This window comes from Streptomyces sp. DH24, assembly GCF_029813775.1.
In the GTDB taxonomy this organism is placed as follows: domain Bacteria; phylum Actinomycetota; class Actinomycetes; order Streptomycetales; family Streptomycetaceae; genus Streptomyces.
In genome coordinates, this window is the sequence record NZ_JARVKW010000008.1 from 136,973 (window position 1) to 154,516 (window position 17,544).

Annotated in this window: 13 protein-coding genes and 1 pseudogene; 2 read left to right on the top strand and 12 right to left on the bottom strand. The window is 74.4% G+C overall.

Features of this window, described 5'->3' with window-relative positions; all coding sequences use genetic code 11:
* Nucleotides 1–10: 10 nt before the first annotated feature.
* From QC282_RS09230 to QC282_RS09240, 3 genes are all read right to left on the bottom strand, one after another.
* A complete protein-coding gene (locus QC282_RS09230; protein WP_279548763.1) occupies nucleotides 11–1,651 on the bottom strand; it encodes an FHA domain-containing protein in 1,641 nt (546 codons plus the stop codon).
* Nucleotides 1,652–1,792: 141 nt separating this feature from the next.
* Nucleotides 1,793–3,139 (bottom strand): VWA domain-containing protein, encoded by a 1,347-nt coding sequence (locus QC282_RS09235; RefSeq protein WP_279548764.1) that lies wholly within the window; start codon nucleotides 3,137–3,139, stop codon nucleotides 1,793–1,795.
* A gap of 120 nt (nucleotides 3,140–3,259) precedes the next feature.
* Nucleotides 3,260–4,759, bottom strand: coding sequence for a PP2C family protein-serine/threonine phosphatase (locus tag QC282_RS09240; protein WP_279548822.1), 1,500 nt, complete (start codon nucleotides 4,757–4,759; stop codon nucleotides 3,260–3,262).
* On the opposite strand from QC282_RS09240, the gene QC282_RS09245 reads away from it, so the two are divergent.
* Nucleotides 4,737–4,916, top strand: coding sequence for a hypothetical protein (locus tag QC282_RS09245; protein ID WP_279548825.1), 180 nt, complete (start codon nucleotides 4,737–4,739; stop codon nucleotides 4,914–4,916). The two genes, QC282_RS09240 and QC282_RS09245, sit on opposite strands and share 23 nt — an antisense overlap.
* On the opposite strand, the gene QC282_RS09250 is transcribed toward QC282_RS09245, so the two are convergent.
* The 9 genes and pseudogenes from QC282_RS09250 to QC282_RS09290 all read right to left on the bottom strand — a co-directional run bounded on the left by QC282_RS09250 (nucleotide 4,892) and on the right by QC282_RS09290 (nucleotide 16,594).
* Nucleotides 4,892–7,477, bottom strand: coding sequence for a serine/threonine-protein kinase (locus QC282_RS09250; RefSeq protein ID WP_279548765.1), 2,586 nt, complete (start codon nucleotides 7,475–7,477; stop codon nucleotides 4,892–4,894). The two genes, QC282_RS09245 and QC282_RS09250, sit on opposite strands and share 25 nt — an antisense overlap.
* Before the next feature lie 22 nt (nucleotides 7,478–7,499).
* Nucleotides 7,500–8,834 carry a hypothetical protein gene (locus tag QC282_RS09255; protein WP_279548766.1) on the bottom strand — a complete coding sequence of 445 codons (1,335 nt, stop codon included), beginning with the start codon at nucleotides 8,832–8,834 and terminating at the stop codon, nucleotides 7,500–7,502.
* 59 nt (nucleotides 8,835–8,893) lie between these two features.
* Nucleotides 8,894–9,940, bottom strand: coding sequence for a glutamate ABC transporter substrate-binding protein (locus QC282_RS09260; protein WP_279548767.1), 1,047 nt, complete (start codon nucleotides 9,938–9,940; stop codon nucleotides 8,894–8,896).
* 14 nt (nucleotides 9,941–9,954) lie between these two features.
* On the bottom strand, nucleotides 9,955–11,406 hold the full coding sequence (locus QC282_RS09265; RefSeq protein WP_279548768.1) for a hypothetical protein: 1,452 nt from the start codon (nucleotides 11,404–11,406) through the stop codon (nucleotides 9,955–9,957).
* A 218-nt stretch (nucleotides 11,407–11,624) separates the two neighbouring features.
* Nucleotides 11,625–12,593 carry an N-acetylglucosamine kinase gene (locus tag QC282_RS09270; RefSeq protein WP_279548769.1) on the bottom strand — a complete coding sequence of 323 codons (969 nt, stop codon included), beginning with the start codon at nucleotides 12,591–12,593 and terminating at the stop codon, nucleotides 11,625–11,627.
* Nucleotides 12,584–13,849 carry a 6-phospho-beta-glucosidase gene (locus QC282_RS09275; RefSeq protein ID WP_279548770.1) on the bottom strand — a complete coding sequence of 422 codons (1,266 nt, stop codon included), beginning with the start codon at nucleotides 13,847–13,849 and terminating at the stop codon, nucleotides 12,584–12,586. The genes QC282_RS09270 and QC282_RS09275 overlap by 10 nt, the downstream gene beginning before the upstream one ends.
* A gap of 7 nt (nucleotides 13,850–13,856) precedes the next feature.
* Nucleotides 13,857–14,046: pseudogene (locus QC282_RS09280) on the bottom strand (carbohydrate ABC transporter permease); the annotation flags it as partial.
* Nucleotide 14,047: 1 nt separating this feature from the next.
* Nucleotides 14,048–15,259 (bottom strand): ROK family transcriptional regulator, encoded by a 1,212-nt coding sequence (locus tag QC282_RS09285; RefSeq protein WP_279548771.1) that lies wholly within the window; start codon nucleotides 15,257–15,259, stop codon nucleotides 14,048–14,050.
* A 237-nt stretch (nucleotides 15,260–15,496) separates the two neighbouring features.
* On the bottom strand, nucleotides 15,497–16,594 hold the full coding sequence (locus QC282_RS09290) for a mechanosensitive ion channel family protein (protein ID WP_279548772.1): 1,098 nt from the start codon (nucleotides 16,592–16,594) through the stop codon (nucleotides 15,497–15,499).
* Nucleotides 16,595–16,922: 328 nt separating this feature from the next.
* Here QC282_RS09290 and QC282_RS09295 point away from each other — a divergent pair, with 328 nt between their 5' ends.
* Entirely contained in the window at nucleotides 16,923–17,459 is a 537-nt protein-coding gene (locus QC282_RS09295) for an HNH endonuclease (protein WP_279548773.1), read from the top strand.
* Nucleotides 17,460–17,544: the final 85 nt, after the last annotated feature.

The following is a 17,544-nucleotide window of genomic DNA, read 5'->3' on the forward strand; positions in this document are numbered from 1 at the left end:
GTGCCGTGGTTCAGCCGCGCCGGACCGTGATCGTCGTCCACGCGCCGACGTGCACCCGGTCGCCGTCCTGCAGCGGCACGGGCACGAACGGCTGGATCGGCTCGTCCGAGCCGTTGACCGTCGTACCGTTCGTCGAGTTCTGGTCGACCACGGCCCAGCTGCCGTCCGGCTGCTGCACCAGCACCGCGTGCTGGTGCGAGACGCCCGGGTCCTCCGGCGGCACCGACAGGTCGATGTCGGGGGTCTCGCCGGTGGAGTGGCGGCGGCGGCCGATGGTGACCTGGTTGCCGGTGAGCGTGCGCTGCTGCTCCGGGGAGTACGCGGGCAGGTTCAGGCCCGCGGCCTCGGGGCCGGAGCGCTGCATCATCGCCATGAAGTACTCACGGTCCGGGCCGATGGTCGCCAGCCACGTCGTCGGTCCCTGCCCGAAGGCCGGGCCGCCGGGCGGTGCCTGGGTCGCGCCGGGGGGCGGGTAGCCGTAGCCGCCGCCCTGCGGGCCGCCGGGGCCGCCGGGGCCGTTCGACGGAGGGGGCAGCGTCCAGTCGTCCTCCCCGCCGCCCGCCGGGCCGCCCGGCTGCTGCCGGTGCGTCTCCTGCGGGAAGCCGGGCGGGGCCGGAGGGCCGGACTGCTGGAACGCCTGAGGGCCGCCGCCGGGACCGCCAGGGCCACCCGGGCCGCCACCGGGACCGGCGGGCGGAGTGGGGCCGGGCGGGGGCGGCATGGGACGCGACGGGTCGCCGAAGGGCGACGGGGCACCCGGTCCACCCTGCCCACCCGGCCCGCCGAAGGCGGACTGGGCACCGGGACCGCCGGGACCCTGCTGACCACCGGGGCCGCCCGGACCGCCGTGGCCCTGCTGACCGCCGGGGCCGCCCGGTCCGCCGCCGACGCCGGACGGGCCACCGAAACCGGAAGGGCCGTCATGGCCACCGGGACCACCGGGACCGCCGGGCCCACCCGGGCCGCCCGGACCCGCGGGTCCGCCCGGGCCACCGGGGCCGGGATGCACGGGTCCGCCGGGACCGCCCGGTCCACCGGGACCCATGGGGCCACCCGGTCCGCCGGGACCACCAGGGCCGGACGGTCCGCCGGGGCCACCAGGGCCGCCGGGGCGCGCGGGGCCACCCGGACCGCCGGGGCCACCGTGGCCGCCGGGGCCCGACGGGTCGCCGCCGAAGGGCGGGCCCGGGGGAATCGGCTCGGCGGGGCGGTTCATCTGCGACGGGCGCGAGCCCTGGTAGTCGAACGAGTCGTGGCCGCCGTACGACGGACCGGGCGGCTGCTGCTGGAAGCGCACGCCCGGGCCGGATGCCGGCGGGGGCGGAGCGGCCGGGGTGTACGACGTCGCCGTGTTCGTGAGGAAGTTCCACCGGCACTCCTCGCAGAACGGCGCGCCGCCCTCACGGGGCGTGCGGCACTGCGGGCAGAGCTCCGGCTGGGGCCGGCCACCGGGGCCACCGGGTCCACCAGGACCGCCGGGTCCACCAGGACCGCCGTGGCCACCGGGCGGCGGCGGGCCGGGCGGCGGGAAGCCGTAGCCGCCGGGCGGGGGCGGCGGAGGGGGCGGAGGCACGGCACCGGCCATGCGGTGACCGCAGACCTCGCACCAGTCGTCGGAACCCGACTGATGTCCGTTCGGGCAGGTCGGCATGTCGGCGCTTCCCCCTCTCCTTTTCCGGCCGCACGGCCGGATTTCTCCAACCCCCAGGGGGTCGGGCTCGCTGTGGTCCGGATCTTCTTCCGGCCCCGGCTCCGGAGTCTTCTTCCGGACCCGGCTCCGGGTCTTCTTACGTCACTTCTTTACACGAACAGTCTTGGTCGACCGAGTCTCGAGAGTCATCTCGTCGGCCTCCTCGACCTTCGTCTTCAGTCGCACAGTACCCGTCGCGGCATCGACCACGTCCACCACCTTCGCGAGCAGTTTGGCGGTGTCCGCGTTTCCGGAGGCGCTCGCGAGCTGAACGGCGCGGCCCAGTTTGGCCGTTGCTCCACCCATATCGCCCACTTTGCGAAGATCGAGGCCCTGTTGGATGGCTTGCGCCAGTTCTGCCTGCCCGGTGTAGTGGGCGACCTGGGGGTTGATCGACGTGGACGCGACCATGTCGTCCGTCCAGACGGCCCGTACGAGACCCTGTGCGCCGAGGTTGCGGACGCCGCCGTCGGGCTGCGGGACCACCAGCGAGACCCGGGCCGCGAGCATCTCCTGGCCGAGCTCCGCGGGCGGTACCCGCACGCAGACGTGGTAGTCACGGGACTCGTCGCCCCAGGAGCCGGTGGGATAGTCACCGGCCCGCGGACCCGCCTCGGTGCGGCGGTCGGTCAACTCCTCGACGGTGGGCGCGACCTGCTTGACGAACTCCACGGTCGTGCCGACGGGCGTCCACAGCCGCAGCGCGACGTCCGCGACCTCCTTGCCCATCGCCGTCTCCATCAACTGCGTGAAGTCGGAGGCCAGTCCGGCCGGGTCGGCGACGATGTCCGCGCTGCCGAGCAGGGCCGAGGCGATCGCTGTGACTTCTTTCACTTCCCAGTCGGTGCCCACGCCGCGTGCGTCACACGTGAACCGTCCGGCGCACGCGTCCAGCGCCGCGCGCAGATCCTGCGGCGACTCGTGCTCGTTGCGGCCGTCCGTGAGCAGGATGCCGTGCCGGATGGCGACGTCCGCCGAGGACAGCAGGCGGTCGGCGAGCCGCAGCCAGGTGCCGATCGCCGTGCCGCCGCCCGCGCTGAGCCTGCGCAGCGCCTGCTTGGCCTGCTCGCGGGTCGTGGCGTCGGCGACCGCGAGGCGGCCACCGGCCGGGTAGACCTCCTGGGCGACGTGCGTGCCGCCGACGACGGCGAAGTGCACGCCGTCGCGCAGGGTGTCGATCGCGGCGGCCGTCGCGTCGCGGGCGTTGCGCATCTTGGTCGGCGGGTAGTCCATCGAACCCGAGCAGTCGACCATGATCACCACGGCCGCCGAGGGGCCCCGGCCGGCCGCGTACAGGTGCGGCCCGGTGACCGCGCCGCCGACCGTGCCGCCGCCGGTGGCGGTCACGGTGACGATGGCGTTGACCTCGCGGCCGCCTTCCGGCAGGTACTCGTTCTGGTACACGTCCACCGAGAACTGCGGCACGTTCGACTTCGCGAAATTGGCCATGCCTGATCCGATCCCCCTAGAACGCCCCACCGGGTGGGGCGACGGCTGTCCGCAGGACCGGTCCCCTCCGGCCCCTGTGCCTTCGCAGGCCGAGCCCGCCCCCGTCGGGAAGCAGTGGCCTCAGGCCGATCCTGCCCCCTGCCGCACGGCGGGGAACGGCACGACGGCCACTGTTACGTTGTCGTGGCCCCCGCCGTCCAGGGCGTGACCGACCAGCACCTGGGCGCTGTGCAGCGGGCGGGTCGCGGCGTCGAGGGGGACGACCCGGGCCATGTCCTCGGCGGCCTCCGCGTAGTTCCACAGGCCGTCCGTGCAGACCACCACGACACCCGGCCGGTCCGGCTTGAACGAAGCGGTGTGCGGCTCCAGTTCGTACGCGTCGGCGCCGAGCCAGCCCGTGATCGCGTGGGCGCGCTCGTCGGCGTAGGCCTCGGCCTCGTTCATCAGGCCGGCGGCGACCATCTGCGCGGCCCACGAGTCGTCCTCGGTGAGGCGGGCCGGGGGCGCGCCGCGGTCCACCGGGACCCAGTAGGCGCGGCTGTCGCCGACCCAGCCGACGACGAGGAGGCCGGGCGTGACCACGGCGCCGACCAGGGTGCAGGCCGGGGCGTTCTGGTGCGGGCCCTGCTCCAGGGCCGTCGCGGGTTCCGCCGCGAGGGAGTTGACGGCGCGTGAGGCGGCGACGATCGCCTCGTGCATGGCCTGCTGCGGGTGTGTGCCCTGCGGCAGGGCGGTGAGCAGCGCGTCGCTCGCGGCGCGGGACGCGGCGAGCGAGGCGTCGTCGGGGCGGGTCGCCGAGGAGACGCCGTCGCAGACGATCGCCACGGTGGCGGGGGAGCCGTCGGGCAGCGCGGTGCTCGCGACCGCGAAGGCGTCCTCGTTGCGGTGGTGGCGCAGGCCCCGGTCGCTCACGGCGGCCACCGGGCCGGCGTCCTGCTCCATGTGGTCGCGCTCGCGGGGCTGGGCGTGCCCGCAGTTCTCGCAGTAGCCGTCGCTGTCGACCCGCCCGGCGCGGCAGGCCACGCACACCTTGGCGGCCGGGGCCTGCGCGGCCAGGTCGGCGGCGATCCGGGGATCGGGCGCCTGGAGCGCGTACTCGTCGGGAGGGGTGGGGGTGTCCGCGTCACCGGGTCCGGCGTGCGGCACGCCTTCCTGCCCGGCGGCCGACGGAGGGCCGGACTCGCCGCCGTCCGACGGCCGGTCGAAACGGACGCCACCGGCAGACGCGGCGGACGCGGGAGCCGCCGGGGGCGGGGCAGCCGGGGCCGCGGGAGCCGCCGGGGGAGGCCCGGGTGGCGGAGGCACGGCGGCCGGCTGCGCCGCGGACCGCGCGGCACCCGGCGTCACCGACGGCGCGGGCGGCGGCGGAGACGGGGGAGGCGGGACCGAGGGGCCGGCGCCCGGCACCGGAGACGGCGGAGGCGGGACCGAAGGACCCACACCCGGCACCGGTGCGGCACCCGGCACCGGTGCGGCACCCGGCACCGATGCGGCACCCGCACCCGGCGCAGCGGCCACGGGGGCCGCGCCCGGCGGTGGCGGCGGAACCGGCGACGCGCCGGCGCCCGGCGGCGGAGTCACCGGTGCCGCCGGCGGCGTGGACGTGCTGTTCAAGGTCACCGTCGGGTCGTCGTCCGGCCGTGTCGGTACGGCGGACAGGTCGTATCCGCACGCACCGCAGAAACGGTCGCCCGACTCGAGCGGTTCCTCGCAGCTCGGGCAGGCGGACAACTGGGGCATCTGCGACATCAACTACACCCACGTCCGGGGGCGGTAACGGTTGGCTCGTTCCACCAGGTCGATCCTCTCCTCGCCGCCTCGCGCGAGCCGGGCCAGCATGCGGTACGAGCGCTCCAGACCGAAGCGCAGGCCCCGCTCGTCCAGCTCGCTGCCGAGCAGCACTCGCCGGGCGGCCGGGGCGGAACCCTGGCCACCGGAGAGTACCCAGTCCAGGGCGCAACCGAGGACTTCCACCGACAACTGCTCGCGGCGCGCCGGGTCGAGCCCGTACGCGTCCAGCGCCTCGACCTGCCCGGCGGCGGCCGACAGGTCGTCCAGGAACGGTACGTCACCGGCGGTGGCCGTCCGTTGCCGCAGCCGGGCCCGCACGGCCGCCACCCGGGCCGCCGTGTAGTGGATGGACGACTCCGGCACCGACTCCAGCGTCCGCACGGCGCCGCGCCGGTCCCCGGCCGCGAGCCGCACGCGCGCGAGGCCGAACGCGGCGCTCACACAGCTCGGGTCGGTCGCCCACACCAGGCGGTAGTACTCGGCGGCGTTGTCCAACTGCCCCAGCACCTCCGCGCACAGGCCCAGGGCCAGCTTCGGCGCGGGCTCGCCCGGGAAGGCGTCGTACACCGCGTCGAAGGCCAGCGCGGCGCCCTCGTGGTCGCCGGTGACCAGCGAGGCCACGCCCCGGTACCAGACGACCCGCCAGTCGTCGGGCCGTTCCTCCTCCACGTGCCGCAGGGCCTCCAGCGCGGTGTAGGAGTCGCCGTGCTCCAGCCAGGCGCGGATCTGCCGCAGGCGGGTCTCGACGGACGGCGACGGCGCCGCCGCCAGCGCGCCCAGCAGCTCGCCCGGCGCGGACGTCATCAGGCCCGCCAGGAAACCGGCGTTGGGGTCGGACGGGTCGACCCGCGGCACCGGCAGCGCGAGCCCGGCGGCGGGCGTGGCGACGGGCTTGACGAGGCTCGGGGCAGCGGCGGGCGCGGGCGCGGCGGCCCCGCCGGGCACGGAAGCGGGCGGCGCGGACACCGTCGTCCTGCCTCTGCCTCTGCCTCTGCTTACACGTCTGCCTCGGCCGTTCGTCGTCCGCGCGCCCAGCCGGGACACCTCGCCGTCCAGCTTTGGGAACAACTCGCTGTCGGTCACCTTCAGTTCGGGACCGAACAGCGTCGACAGCGCGGGCCGGGCGCGGCCCGTCTGCAGGGACACGATCTCCCGCAGCACACCCGTCAGCTGCTCGGCCATCTCCTGCGCGGAGGCGAACCGGCGCGCCGGATCGGGGTCCGTGGCCCGCACCAGCAGCCGGTAGAACGACTCGTACTGCCGGAAGACCTCGATGTGGTCCGGGTCGGGCAGCGAGTCGACGAAGACGTTCGTGCAGCCCTGGAAGTCGAAGGTGAGGACGGCGAGCGTGCGGCCCACCGTGTACAGGTCGGACGCCACCGACGGGCCGACCTCCGCCACCTCCGGCGCCTGGTAGCCCACCGTGCCGTAGATGGCCGACTCGTCGTCGTCCATCCTGCGCACCGCGCCCATGTCGATCAGCTTCAGCTGGTCCTCGGTCTGGATGGCGTTGTCGACCTTGAAGTCGCAGTACAGCAGGTTGCGGCTGTGCAGATGGCCGAGCGCCTCCAGGGCCTCGATGCCGTACGCGCAGGCCTGCTCCACCGGCAGCGGGTCGCGCCGGCCCTGCGGGCTGCGGCGGGCGTTGGCGATCTCCTTCAGCGACTTGCCGCCGACGTACTCCATGACGATGTAGCCGTCGAGGGAGCCGGTGCGCTGGTCGAGATGCTCCACGAAGTTGTAGATCCGCACGATGTTGGCGTGCTCGATCTCCGCGAGGAACCGCCGCTCGGAGATCGCCGCCGCCATGGCGTCCTGGTCGCCGGTGTCGAGCAGGCCCTTGAGGACCACCCACCGGTCGGAGACCGCGCGGTCCACGGCGAGGTAGATCCAGCCGAGCCCGCCGTGCGCGAGACAGCCCACCACCTCGTACTGGCCGTGCACCACGTCACCGGCCCGCAGCTTCGGCACGAACGAGTACGGGTGGCCGCACTTGGTGCAGAAGCCCTCCGTGCGCCCCGACCGGTCGCCACGGGCCCGCCCGACCGGCGCACCGCAGTCCGAACGCGAGCAGAACCGCTTGCGCTCGGGCACCTCCGGGTCGTCCAGCACCATCGCGCGCGGGTCGGGCCGCGGGATCGGCGGCACCTGCACCAGACCGGCGCCGAGCCGGCCCCGCGAGGACGAACCGGCCGCGGAACCGGAGCTGCGCACCGACACCGAACGGCCGGTCGACCGCCCCGACCGGGAACGCGACAGCCGGCCCGACACCGAACGCCGCGACCTCGACGACTGCGACGACGTACGGGAGCTGCGGCTGCCGGAGCGTGACCGGCCGCTGCCCGAGGAGCCCTTGGAGTTCCGCGCACCGACCGTGACCCCGGTCGGCGCCGAGCCCACCAGGCCGGTCGAGGAGACCACCGGCGCCAGACCGCACGTGTCGCAGTACAGCTCGCCGCCGCCCACGTCCTCGTACGCGCCCTCGCAGCCGGGCCGTTGACAGCTCTGCCCGGCCGGACTCCCCGCCCGGTTCCCCGCCCCGCTCATCCCGCCGCCTCCCCCTGCTCGCTCACGCGCCCGCCCCCCTGTGGTCCTCGGACCCGCCCTGACCGGGCACCCGCGCGGCACCGCCGAGCAGATCGGCCGCCGCGTGCTGGTAGCGCAGCACCGCCTGCTCGGCGACCCGCAGGTCGCAGGGCGCGCTCCACAGCATGCGGCGGGCCTTCTCGTACTTCTCGACCAGCTCGGGGTCCTCCGCCAGGCCGTGCCGGGCGACCTTCGCCTTGTACGCGTCGAGACGGCCGCGCAGCTCGGCGCGTATCGCCAGGGGCGCGGTGACCGCGGTCAACGACTCGCGGGCGCGCAGCAGTTCGTCCTCCGCCTTCTCCTCCAGGGACTCCAGCAGCGGCGACAGGCGGTGCCACTGGGCGTTCCTGCGGTACTCGGCGGCCGTCGCCAGCTGCTCCTGGAGCACCGTCGGCGGGCCGCTCACCACCGGCACCTCCGTCGCGGCGATCTTCGCCAGGACCTCGCCGCGCGCGGTGCGGGCCTCGGCGAGCGTGCGGTCGGCGCGGGACAGCAGGTCCCGCAGCCGTACGATCCGCACCTCCGCGTCCTTGCGGACCTCCAGCACGGCGTCGATCTCGCGGCGCACGTCCTCCAGCGCGCGTGCCTCACGGTCGTACACGGTGGTGTCCGGCCTGCCGCCGCCCGGCGCCGAACTGCCCTCGGCGGGCTTCCAGAACGCCAGCGGGTCCGACACCACCTCCTCGCGCAGCCGCGTCAGCGTGCGCGTGATGCGCTCCAGGTCGTCGCCCGCCGGGTGCTCGCCGGGGCGTACGCCGACGGAGTGCGCGAGCTGCCGGGTGCGCTGGAGTTCGGCGGCGAGCAAATCGATCCGGGCCGGCAGCGCCGACCAGACCGCGTCGGCGGCGACGACCATGTCCAGGGAGCTCGCGTACAGCTCGTTCATGCGGTCCACGAGCGTGGTGAGCGAGTACCGCTCGGTGAGCCGGCCAGGACCGCCGTCCGGCGCGGGCGCGTTGGCGGTCGCCGTGGCGCTGCCCGCGAGCGTGACCGACTCGCCGCTCAGCAGCTCGGTCAGCTCCGCCAGGTCCTCGCGGCTGGACCAGCGGCGGCGGGCGCGGATCTCACGGGCGGTGCGCAGCGCGCCCGCGTACGCGTCGAAGTACGTCCACAGCAGCGTGATGGCCGCCTCGGTGGCCGCCCAGCGTTCCTTGGTGACGCCGGTGAGGTCGGCTCCTTCGAGGAGTCTGCGGCCCGCGTGGTCCTGGAGGGCGAGCAGTGAGGTCTCGATCGCCTCGTGCTCCGCGCCGAGCCGCGCCAGCGCACGGTCCACCTCGTCCCGGTCCATTACCGGCCCGGTGGGTCCCGTGACGCCCATCGATCACCTCTCGCTGCTGTAGTTGACTGGCGGTTGTTCCTCGGTCCGTGGGCGTGCCGTCAGCTCGGACGCCGGTACTGCGGGGCCGGCGGTTCCGACTTCGCCGAGTCCTCCTCCAGTGTCGCCGACAGCCACCTGTCGTAGGACGCCTGCCATCCGTTCGAGGTGTCCTTGCGGTAGTCCACGAGGATCTGGTTGACGCGGCGGACCAGATCGTCGGCGTCCTTCTTCATCGCGACGCCGTAGTACTCGGTGGTGAACGCGTCGCCCTTCAGCTCCACCGTCGGGTCCTGCGCCGCCTGGCTCGCCGCGAGCGCGCCGTCGGTCACCACCGCGTCGGCCTCGCCGAGTTGCAGCCGCACCAGGCAGTCCAGCTGGTTGGGGACGGTGGTGGAGATGTCGGCGGAGGCCGGCAGCTCGCCCGTCTCGCGCCCCTGCTCCAGCGTCGAGTACGCGGTGGAGCCCGCCGCCGTGCAGATCCGGCGGCCCGCGAGCGAGTCGTCGTAGCCCGTGACGGGCGACGATCTGGGGGCCAGGACCTGCTGGCCCGTCTTGAAGTAGGGCGCGGAGAAGGCGACGTCCTGGATGCGCGCGCAGTTGATCGTCATGGTGCGCACGACCATGTCGACGCGGCCGTCCTGGATCGCCGGGATGCGCTGGTCCGTCGGTATGGCCTTGAACTGCACCGCGTCGGCGTCGCCGAGGATGTCCCGCGCGATGCGGTGCACCAGGTCGATGTCGAAGCCCTCCAGGTCGCCGGACCTGCCCCGGTTGGGGTTGCGGTAACCCCAGCCGTAGCTGTTCTGGTCGACGCCGACGACCAGCTTGCGCTTCTCGCCCTGCCGGTTCTTGATCGCGTCGATCGTCGGGCCGTCCGCGTCCGACGGGGACAGCGTCTGCTTCTCCGGGTCCGTGCAGTCGTCCGCCGCCCGGATGCGGCTGCCGTGGGCCACGCCGGAACCGCCGGTGGCCGTCCCGCCGTCCTCGCCGGTCCGCCCGACGTGCGGCAGCAGCAGCGCGAAGACGACCGTCAGGGCGCAGACGACCGCCATCGCACCCACCCCGCCCCAGCCCTTGAGGCCGGCCCGCAGACGTCGCGCACGCATCGTCACGCCCCCTTTCACCGGTACTCCGACAGCCTGCGGCCGATGCCCAGCACGGCCCCCGCCGCGCCGAGCACGGCGAGCGCGCCGGCGCCCACCGGCAGGCCCGCCAGCGCGTCCAGGCCGTCACCGGCCGCCGACCTGAACTCTTCCGTCTCGTGGCCGAGGGCCCGGGCGAGGTTGGCGTCCACGCTGTCGAAGCACTCGCCGGTCGCGTCCTTCGCGCCGATCACCTTGTCCAGCGCCGCGTCGTAGTTGCCGTTCTCGTCCTGCTCGCGGGCGGCGGCGTGGCGCTTGTGCCACTCCGCCATGTTGCCCACGGCCGTCGCCACCGGCTGTTCGCCCGAGCGGTCGTCCGCGAGGCGCCGCGCCTCGGCCAGGCCCTTGCCGAGGACGCCCATCTCCGTGCGGAAGTCGTGGTCGTAGGCGTCGAACGTCTCCGCGCCGACCCTGACCGTCTCCGCGCCGCGCGCCACCAGCGTCAGGTTCTCGTTGCCGCGGGCCTTGAGGGAGGCGATGCGGGCGTCGTGCAGCACGTTCAGGGAGCGGACGCCGTGGTCGTAGGAGTCGTCGAGGGAGGCACGGGCGACGGTGTGGCCGACGACCAGCCACAGCAGGGCCACCGTCGCGGTGGCCGTGGCCGCGACCAGGCCGTGGTTCAGGACGCGGTGGGTGCGGCGGTAGGTGCGGTGCTGGGCCCAGGCGAGGGCGGCCAGCGCGGTCACGCCGAGCCCGATCGCCGCCCACGGGTAGGGGGTGGCGTGCGCGTAGTCCGCCCGCAGGCGCTGGTTCTCCCTCGTGTAGAGGTCCTCCGCCGCCGGGAGCATCTGCTTCTGCATCTTCTCGTTGGCGTACCGGAGGTAGGCGCCGCCGACCGGGAAGCCCTGGCGGTTGTACGTCCTGGCCCGCTCCACGAGGCCCTTGTACTCGGGCAGGAGGCGGTTGAGGCGGGCGATCGTCCGCGCGGAGGGGGAGCCGGGCTCCGAGTTCGCCGCGGCGCCCACGAGTTTGTCGGCCGCCGTGCGGATGTCCTTCTCGTAGCGGTCGCGGGAGGCCTTGGTCTCCTGGCCGCCGGCGAGGAAGCCGCTGGAGGCGGCGGTGTTGGCGTCGGCGAGGGAGCGGTAGATGTCGGCCGCGTCGGAGCTGAGGGGCTGGCTGCGGTTGAGGACGGCGTCGGCGGCGGAGGCGCGGTCGTCGGTCTGCCAGGCGGTGACCGCGCCGAAGGCGACGACGAGGACGGCGAGCACGGCGCCGATGACGCGCAGTCGGCCGGGTTCGGTGGTCGCGGCCGCGCGGAGGCGGTCCGCGCCCTCGACGAAGGCGGTGCGGCGGCGGGCGGTGGGGGTGAGGTGGCCGCCCGGGGTGCCGGTGCGCTGGGGAGGGACGGCCGGCAGGGTGGGCGCGCCGGCGGCGCGGTCCGGGTGTGCCGGGCCCGGTGGTGCCGTGCCGTTCGTCGGCGGCTGCGTCACTGCTGACCTCCCCCATGGTCATCCGTCGCGGCAAGTATCGCTGCCGGGACCGGCATCCGCACCGGGCTTCACTGGATCTTGTGCGGATCGCAGCGCGGTTCCCCCGTGGATTCGGTGGGGCCCCCGTCACGAATACGCCGGGGGAAGCCGTTCGGTTCCACCGGCGGACCCGCGCCGACGTCCGGCCCGGCCTCCTCCGGCCGCCGGCGCGCGCGGTGTCAGGGGGTCGCGTAGGCCGCGCTCGCCCTGGCCCGTGCCGGGTCCGGCGCGCCCATGTCGTCCAGGCCCAGGAGGATCGCGCCCAGGACCGGGGGTTCGGCCACGACCCTGGGGGTGGCCTTCGGGGCCCGCGCGGCGAGACGGGCCGTGATGCCGTCGTCCAGCAGGGGGTGACGGGCGGCCAGGATGCTGCCGCCCAGCAGGACCGGCGTCTCCTCGTCCAGCAGATCGAGGCGGGTCAGGGCCACCGCGGCCATCGTCACCACCTCGTCGGCGAGCCGGTCCACCAGGCCGCGGGCCACCTCGTCGCCCTCCGCCGCCGTGCCGAACAGCACCGGCGTCAGCTCGTGGCGGCGGGCGCCGGGGATGCGGTTCAGGTGCAGGGCCTCCACGAGGGCGTACACGGACGGCAGGGAGAAGTGGGCGGGGAGCGTCTCGGCCAGGCGCGTCCGCCCGCCCCTGCCGTCCTCCGCCCGCGAGGCGTGCCACAGCGCTTCCTCGGTGAGGCCCCAGCCTCCGCCCCAGTCGCCGGAGATGCGGCCCAGCGCCGGGAAACGGGCCGTGCGGCCGTCGGGGCGCATGCCGACGCAGTTGATGCCGGCGCCGCAGACGACCGCCACGCCGCGGGGCTCGGGGATGCCGGCGCGGAGTATGGCGAACGTGTCGTTGCGGACCGTCACCGTCTCCGCCCACGCGCGTGCCCGCAGGGCCGCGGTGAGTTCCTCCTCCTCGGCCGGGAAGTCCGCGTTCGCCAGGCAGGCCGACAGGTGGTCGACGCGTGCGGCTCCGGCCGCGGCCAGGGCGCGGGTGACGGGGGCGGCGAGCGCGTCCACCGCCTTCTCCACGCCGACCGCCGGCGGACGGAAGCCGCCTCCGCGCGCCGTGGCCAGGACCGTGCCGTCGCCCCGCACGACCGCCACGTCGGTCTTGCTGTTGCCCGCGTCGACCGCCAGGAGCGTCACGCCCACGCCAGGTGCTCCCGGTTGTGGGCGATCAGCCGGTCCGTCAGGGTCTGCGCGTACGTGTACTGGCCGATCAGCGGGTGGGCCAGCAGCGCGCGGAAGACGCGGTCCCGGCCGCCGCGCAGCGCCGCCTCCAGGGCCAGGTCCTCGTAGGCGGTGACGCTCGCCATCAGACCCGCGTACAGGGGGTCCACGCGGCCGACGGGGAGCGGGGCCGCTCCCGTGCGGCCCACCGCCGCCTGCACCTCGATCACCGCGTCGTCCGGGAGGAAGGGCAGCGTGCCCCGGTTGTACGTGTTGACCACCTGGTACGGGGGTCCGCCGCCGCCCAGCAGCGCGGCCGCCAGGTCCACCGCCGCCTCCGAGTAGTGGGCGCCGCCCCGCCGGGCGAGCAGCGCGGGCTTCTCGTCCAGCGCCGGGTCCGCGTACAGCGTCAGCAACTCCCGTTCCATGGCGGCCACTTCGGACGCCCTCGACGGCTTGGTGCGCTGTTCCTCCACCACCTCGTCGTGCGCGTAGTAGTAGCGCAGGTAGTACGAGGGGACCGTGCCCAGGCGGTCCAGGAGCGCGCGCGGCAGGTGCAGGTCCCGCGCGATCGCGTCGCCGTGTCCCGCCAGGAGCTCCGGCAGGACGTTCTCGCCCTCCGGGCCGCCCAGGCGGACGCCCGTCTCCCAGGTGAGGTGGTTCAGGCCCACGTGGTCGAGGTGGACGTCGGCGGGGTCGGTGCCCAGGAGCGCGGCGAACCTGCGCTGGAAGCCGATCGCCACGTTGCACAGGCCGACCGCCCGGTGGCCGGCCCGCAGGAGGGCGCGGGTGACGATGCCGACCGGGTTGGTGAAGTCGATGATCCAGGCGTCCGGGTTGCGGCGGCGGACCCGCTTGGCGATGTCCAGGACCACCGGGACCGTGCGCAGCGCCTTCGCCAGGCCGCCCGCGCCCGTCGTCTCCTGGCCCACGCAGCCGCATTCCAGGGGCCAGGTCTCGTCCTGCCGGCGGGCCGTCTGGCCGCCCACGCGCAGCTGGAGCAGCACCGCGTCCGCGCCGTCGACCGCCGCGTCGAGGTCGGAGGTGGTGGTGACCTCGGCCGGGTGGTCCTGGCGGGCCAGGATGCGGCGGGCGAAGGCTCCGATCAGGTTCAGGCGGTCCGTCGCCGGGTCGGTCAGGACCAGTTCCTCGACGGGCAGCGTGTCCCTCAGGCGGGCGAAGCCGTCGACGAGTTCGGGGGTGTAGGTCGAGCCTGCGCCGACCACGGTGAGTTTCATGTCGCTGGCCCTTCACTCGGGTGAGCGTGACGCCCTCGACGAACGCCTTCTGGCGAAGAGGAACACGAGGATCACGGGGGTCATGACCGGCACGGTCGCGGCCATGGTCAGTCGGTGTGGCGGGCGCCCTTGGACGACTCCGGGCCGTAGGGGAGCGTCCAGGCGCCGGGACGCTCGCAGGCGTGGATCTGCGGGCCGTCAGCGGGAGGTGTCGAAGACCTCGTCGCGGGTGGCGGCCAGCGCGCTCTCCAGCGCCCCGCGCAGCACGGGGTCCGCGGCGACGCCGCCGACGACGAGCCGGGGCCGGGAGGCGGCCAGCTCCTCCAGTTCGGCCCGGATCAGATCGCGCAGCGTCTCGCCGCCGGCGGTGAGGCAGGCACCGCCGAGGACGACGAGTTCGGGGTCGAGGACGGAGACGAGGGAGGCGAGACCGGTGGCGAGCCTCGTCGCGTACGTCCGCAGCAGTTGCCGGTGCCGCTCGTCGTCCCGTCCGGCGGCCCGCTCGACGAGGGCGGCGGCGACCTCGGCGTGCGAACCCCTGGGGATGTCCTCGATGCCGAGCTCGCGGGCCAGCGCCGGGACGGCCTGCGAGCCGGCGAGTTCCTGGTAGCCGCCGCTGTTGGCCCGCGTGACCTGGCGGACCAGGGGCGCGCCGGGGACGGGCAGGAAACCGACCTCGCCGGCGCCGCCGGTCCAGCCGCGGTGCAGCCGGCCGCCGAGGACGAGGGCGGCGCCGAGGCCTTCCTGGTTCCACAGCAGGACGAAGTCCGCGTGACCGCGTGCCGCGCCGAGGCGCTGCTCGGCGACGGCGGCGAGGTTCACGTCGTTCTCGTACTCCACCGGCATCGGCAGCGCGGCGGCGAGTTCGCCGAGGAGCGTGGGGGAGTGCCAGCCCGGCAGGTGCGAGGCGTAGCGCAGCCGGCCGGTGCTCGGGTCGAAGGCGCCGGGCGTGCCGATGACGAGCCGGTGGATGTCGGCGCGGGTCAGTCCGGCGGCCTTGACGGCGCCGTCGAGGGCGTCGGTGACCTGCCGTACGACGGGTGTGCCGGTGCGCCGGCGGGGGGTGGCCAGCTCGTGGCGGCCGACCGTGCGGCCGGTGATGTCGGCGACGGCGGCGACGATGCGTTCCGGGGTGACGTCGAGGCCGGCGGCGTACGCGGCGGCCGGGTTGACCTCGTACAGCTGGGCGCTGGGGCCGGGGCGGCCCTCGCTCGTGCCGGACGCGAGGACGAGGCCGGCGGACTCCAGGCGGGCCAGGAGCTGGGAGGCGGTCGGCTTGGACAGGCCGGTGAGCTTGCCGATCCGGGTGCGGGAGAGCGGGCCGTGCTCCAGGAGGAGGTCCAGGGCGGCACGGTCGTTCATGGCGCGCAGGACGCGCGGGGTGCCCGGCGTGCCGGCGGTTCCTGCCATGTCCGTCTGTCCACCTGCCTTTCCGCTGCTCAGCTTTCCAGGGTGATCGGCCGTGCGTCCACCGGGGTGCGGGGCGGCGCCCGGTGCTCGTCAAGGGATCGCTCTGTTAGGAAACTTTCCTGTTGGTGGGAGGAACGTAGGCCCGCCGTGAACGGGCCGTCAAGGGGGAAGGGGCGCGCACGCGTGAGGGGCGGCTCCCGGGAGAGATCCGGGAGCCGCCCCTCGGGCGCGCGTCGGCTACTTCGTCGTGCTCGGCGGAGTCAGCGGGGACGCCGCCACCGACTGCGGCGACACCGTGCTGGCGTAGGCCGACGGGGCCGCCATCCCGGCCGTCGGGTCGACCGCGGCCGCGTCCTCGACCGCGGTGGGCCCGCCCACGATCCGGATGCCGGCCGCGTCGAACGCCCGCTTGATGCGCCAGCGCAGCTCCCGCTCCACCGTCAGGGACTTGCCCGGCATGGTCTTCGCGGAGACCCGGACCACCATCGAGTCCAGCAGCACGCTGTCCAGGCCGAGCACCTCGACCGGGCCCCACAGCAGCTCGTTCCAGGGCTCCTCCTTGGCCAGCGTCCCGCCGACCTCGGTGAGCGTGGCCGTCACCTTGTCCAGGTCCTCGTCGGAGCGGACCGTCACGTCGACGCCGGCCGTCGCCCAGCCCTGCGACAGGTTGCCGATCCGCTTCACCTCGCCGTTGCGGACGTACCAGATCTCGCCGTTGTCGCCGCGCAGCTTCGTCACGCGCAGGCCCACCTCGATGACCTCGCCGGAGGCCACGCCCGCGTCGATCGAGTCGCCCACCCCGTACTGGTCCTCCAGGATCATGAAGACGCCGGAGAGGAAGTCCGTGACCAGGTTCCGGGCGCCGAAACCGATCGCCACGCCCGCGACACCCGCCGACGCCAGCAGGGGCGCGAGGTTGATCTGGAACGTGCCCAGCACCATCAGCGCGGCCGTACCCATGATCACGAAGCTGGCGACCGAGCGCAGCACCGAACCGATGGCCTGCGAGCGCTGCCGGCGCCGCTCGGCGTTCACCAGCAGACCGCCGAGCGCCGTGCCGTCCACCGCCTGCACCGTGCGGTTCATGCGGTCTATCAGCTTGGTGATCGCGCGCCGCACCATCACGCGCAGCACCGCCGCGATCGCCATGATCAGCACCACCCGCAGGCCGATCGCCAGCCACGTCGACCAGTTCTGCTCGACCCAGCTCGCGGCGTTCGTCGCGCTCTCCTGGGCGTCCTGGAACGAGGGCACCGCCGGTGTCGAGCTCTCGGACGGGGACGGGGACGGCGACGGCGAAGAACCGGCGGCCGACAGGACGGCGGACAGGGACACGGCGGGTACCTCCAGGTGCGGTCTGCCTCCGGCGCGGGGGGGGCCACGGTGGTCCAGGTCACGGAAAGGTCACCGAGAGGGCAGGTTCACCACACTAACGGGGCATCGTGTGCGAATCCCCGTCATGTTCCGGGGACGGTCCGTGCCCATCCGCGGGATGAACAGGCGGGATGAAAACCACGTGAACCTGGGGATGCATCAGGTGTGGTCGAAAACACTCCCAGCCCGTTACCGGGACATGGTGGCGCTTCCACCAGGCATGAGGGGAGACTGACTACGAAATCGTCCCGGCGCGAGCCACGCGCCGCCGGCGTACAAGGAGGCATCCGTGCCGCATGTCCTGGTCCTCAACGCGTCGTACGAGCCGCTCGGCGTCGTACCGCTCCGCCGCGCGCTCGTCCTCGTCCTGGAGAACAAGGCCGTATGCCTTGAAGAGTCCGGCGCCTACCTGCACAGCGCGACCGTCACAGTCCCCGCACCCAGCGTGGTCCGGCTCAAGCGATTCGTCCGGGTTCCCTACCGGGGGCCCGTTCCTCTGACCCGTCGGGCGCTGTTCGCCCGCGACGGGGGCCGGTGCATGTACTGCGGTGGCGTCGCAACCAGCGTCGACCACGTCATCCCGCGCAGCCGCGGGGGCAAACACGTCTGGGACAACGTGGTGGCGTCCTGCCGCCGCTGCAACCACGTGAAGGCCGACCGGCACCTCTTCGAGCTGGGCTGGCGGCTGCGCCACAAACCCGCCCCGCCCACGGGCCTGGCCTGGCGCATCATCGGAACGGGCCACAGGGACCCGCGCTGGCTGCCGTACTTGCAGCCGTTCGGCGCGGACGACGCCCTGGCCCGGATCGACGGCATTTCCGCCTGACGACGATCCGGGCCTTCGTACTGCCGCGGCGTGCCCGACGCCCGCCGCGGCCCCGGGGGTCCCCCGTGCCCCCGGGGCCGCGCCG

Excerpts from the sequence above, each read along its gene's own strand:
- QC282_RS09250 (WP_279548765.1), bottom strand. The coding sequence starts at position 7,477 with ATGAGCGGGGCGGGGAACCGGGCGGGGAGTCCGGCCGGGCAGAGCTGT.
- QC282_RS09230 (WP_279548763.1), bottom strand. The coding sequence starts at position 1,651 with ATGCCGACCTGCCCGAACGGACATCAGTCGGGTTCCGACGACTGGTGC.
- QC282_RS09260 (WP_279548767.1), bottom strand. The coding sequence starts at position 9,940 with ATGCGTGCGCGACGTCTGCGGGCCGGCCTCAAGGGCTGGGGCGGGGTG.
- QC282_RS09285 (WP_279548771.1), bottom strand. The coding sequence starts at position 15,259 with ATGGCAGGAACCGCCGGCACGCCGGGCACCCCGCGCGTCCTGCGCGCC.
- QC282_RS09235 (WP_279548764.1), bottom strand. The coding sequence starts at position 3,139 with ATGGCCAATTTCGCGAAGTCGAACGTGCCGCAGTTCTCGGTGGACGTG.
- QC282_RS09275 (WP_279548770.1), bottom strand. The coding sequence starts at position 13,849 with ATGAAACTCACCGTGGTCGGCGCAGGCTCGACCTACACCCCCGAACTC.
- QC282_RS09255 (WP_279548766.1), bottom strand. The coding sequence starts at position 8,834 with ATGGGCGTCACGGGACCCACCGGGCCGGTAATGGACCGGGACGAGGTG.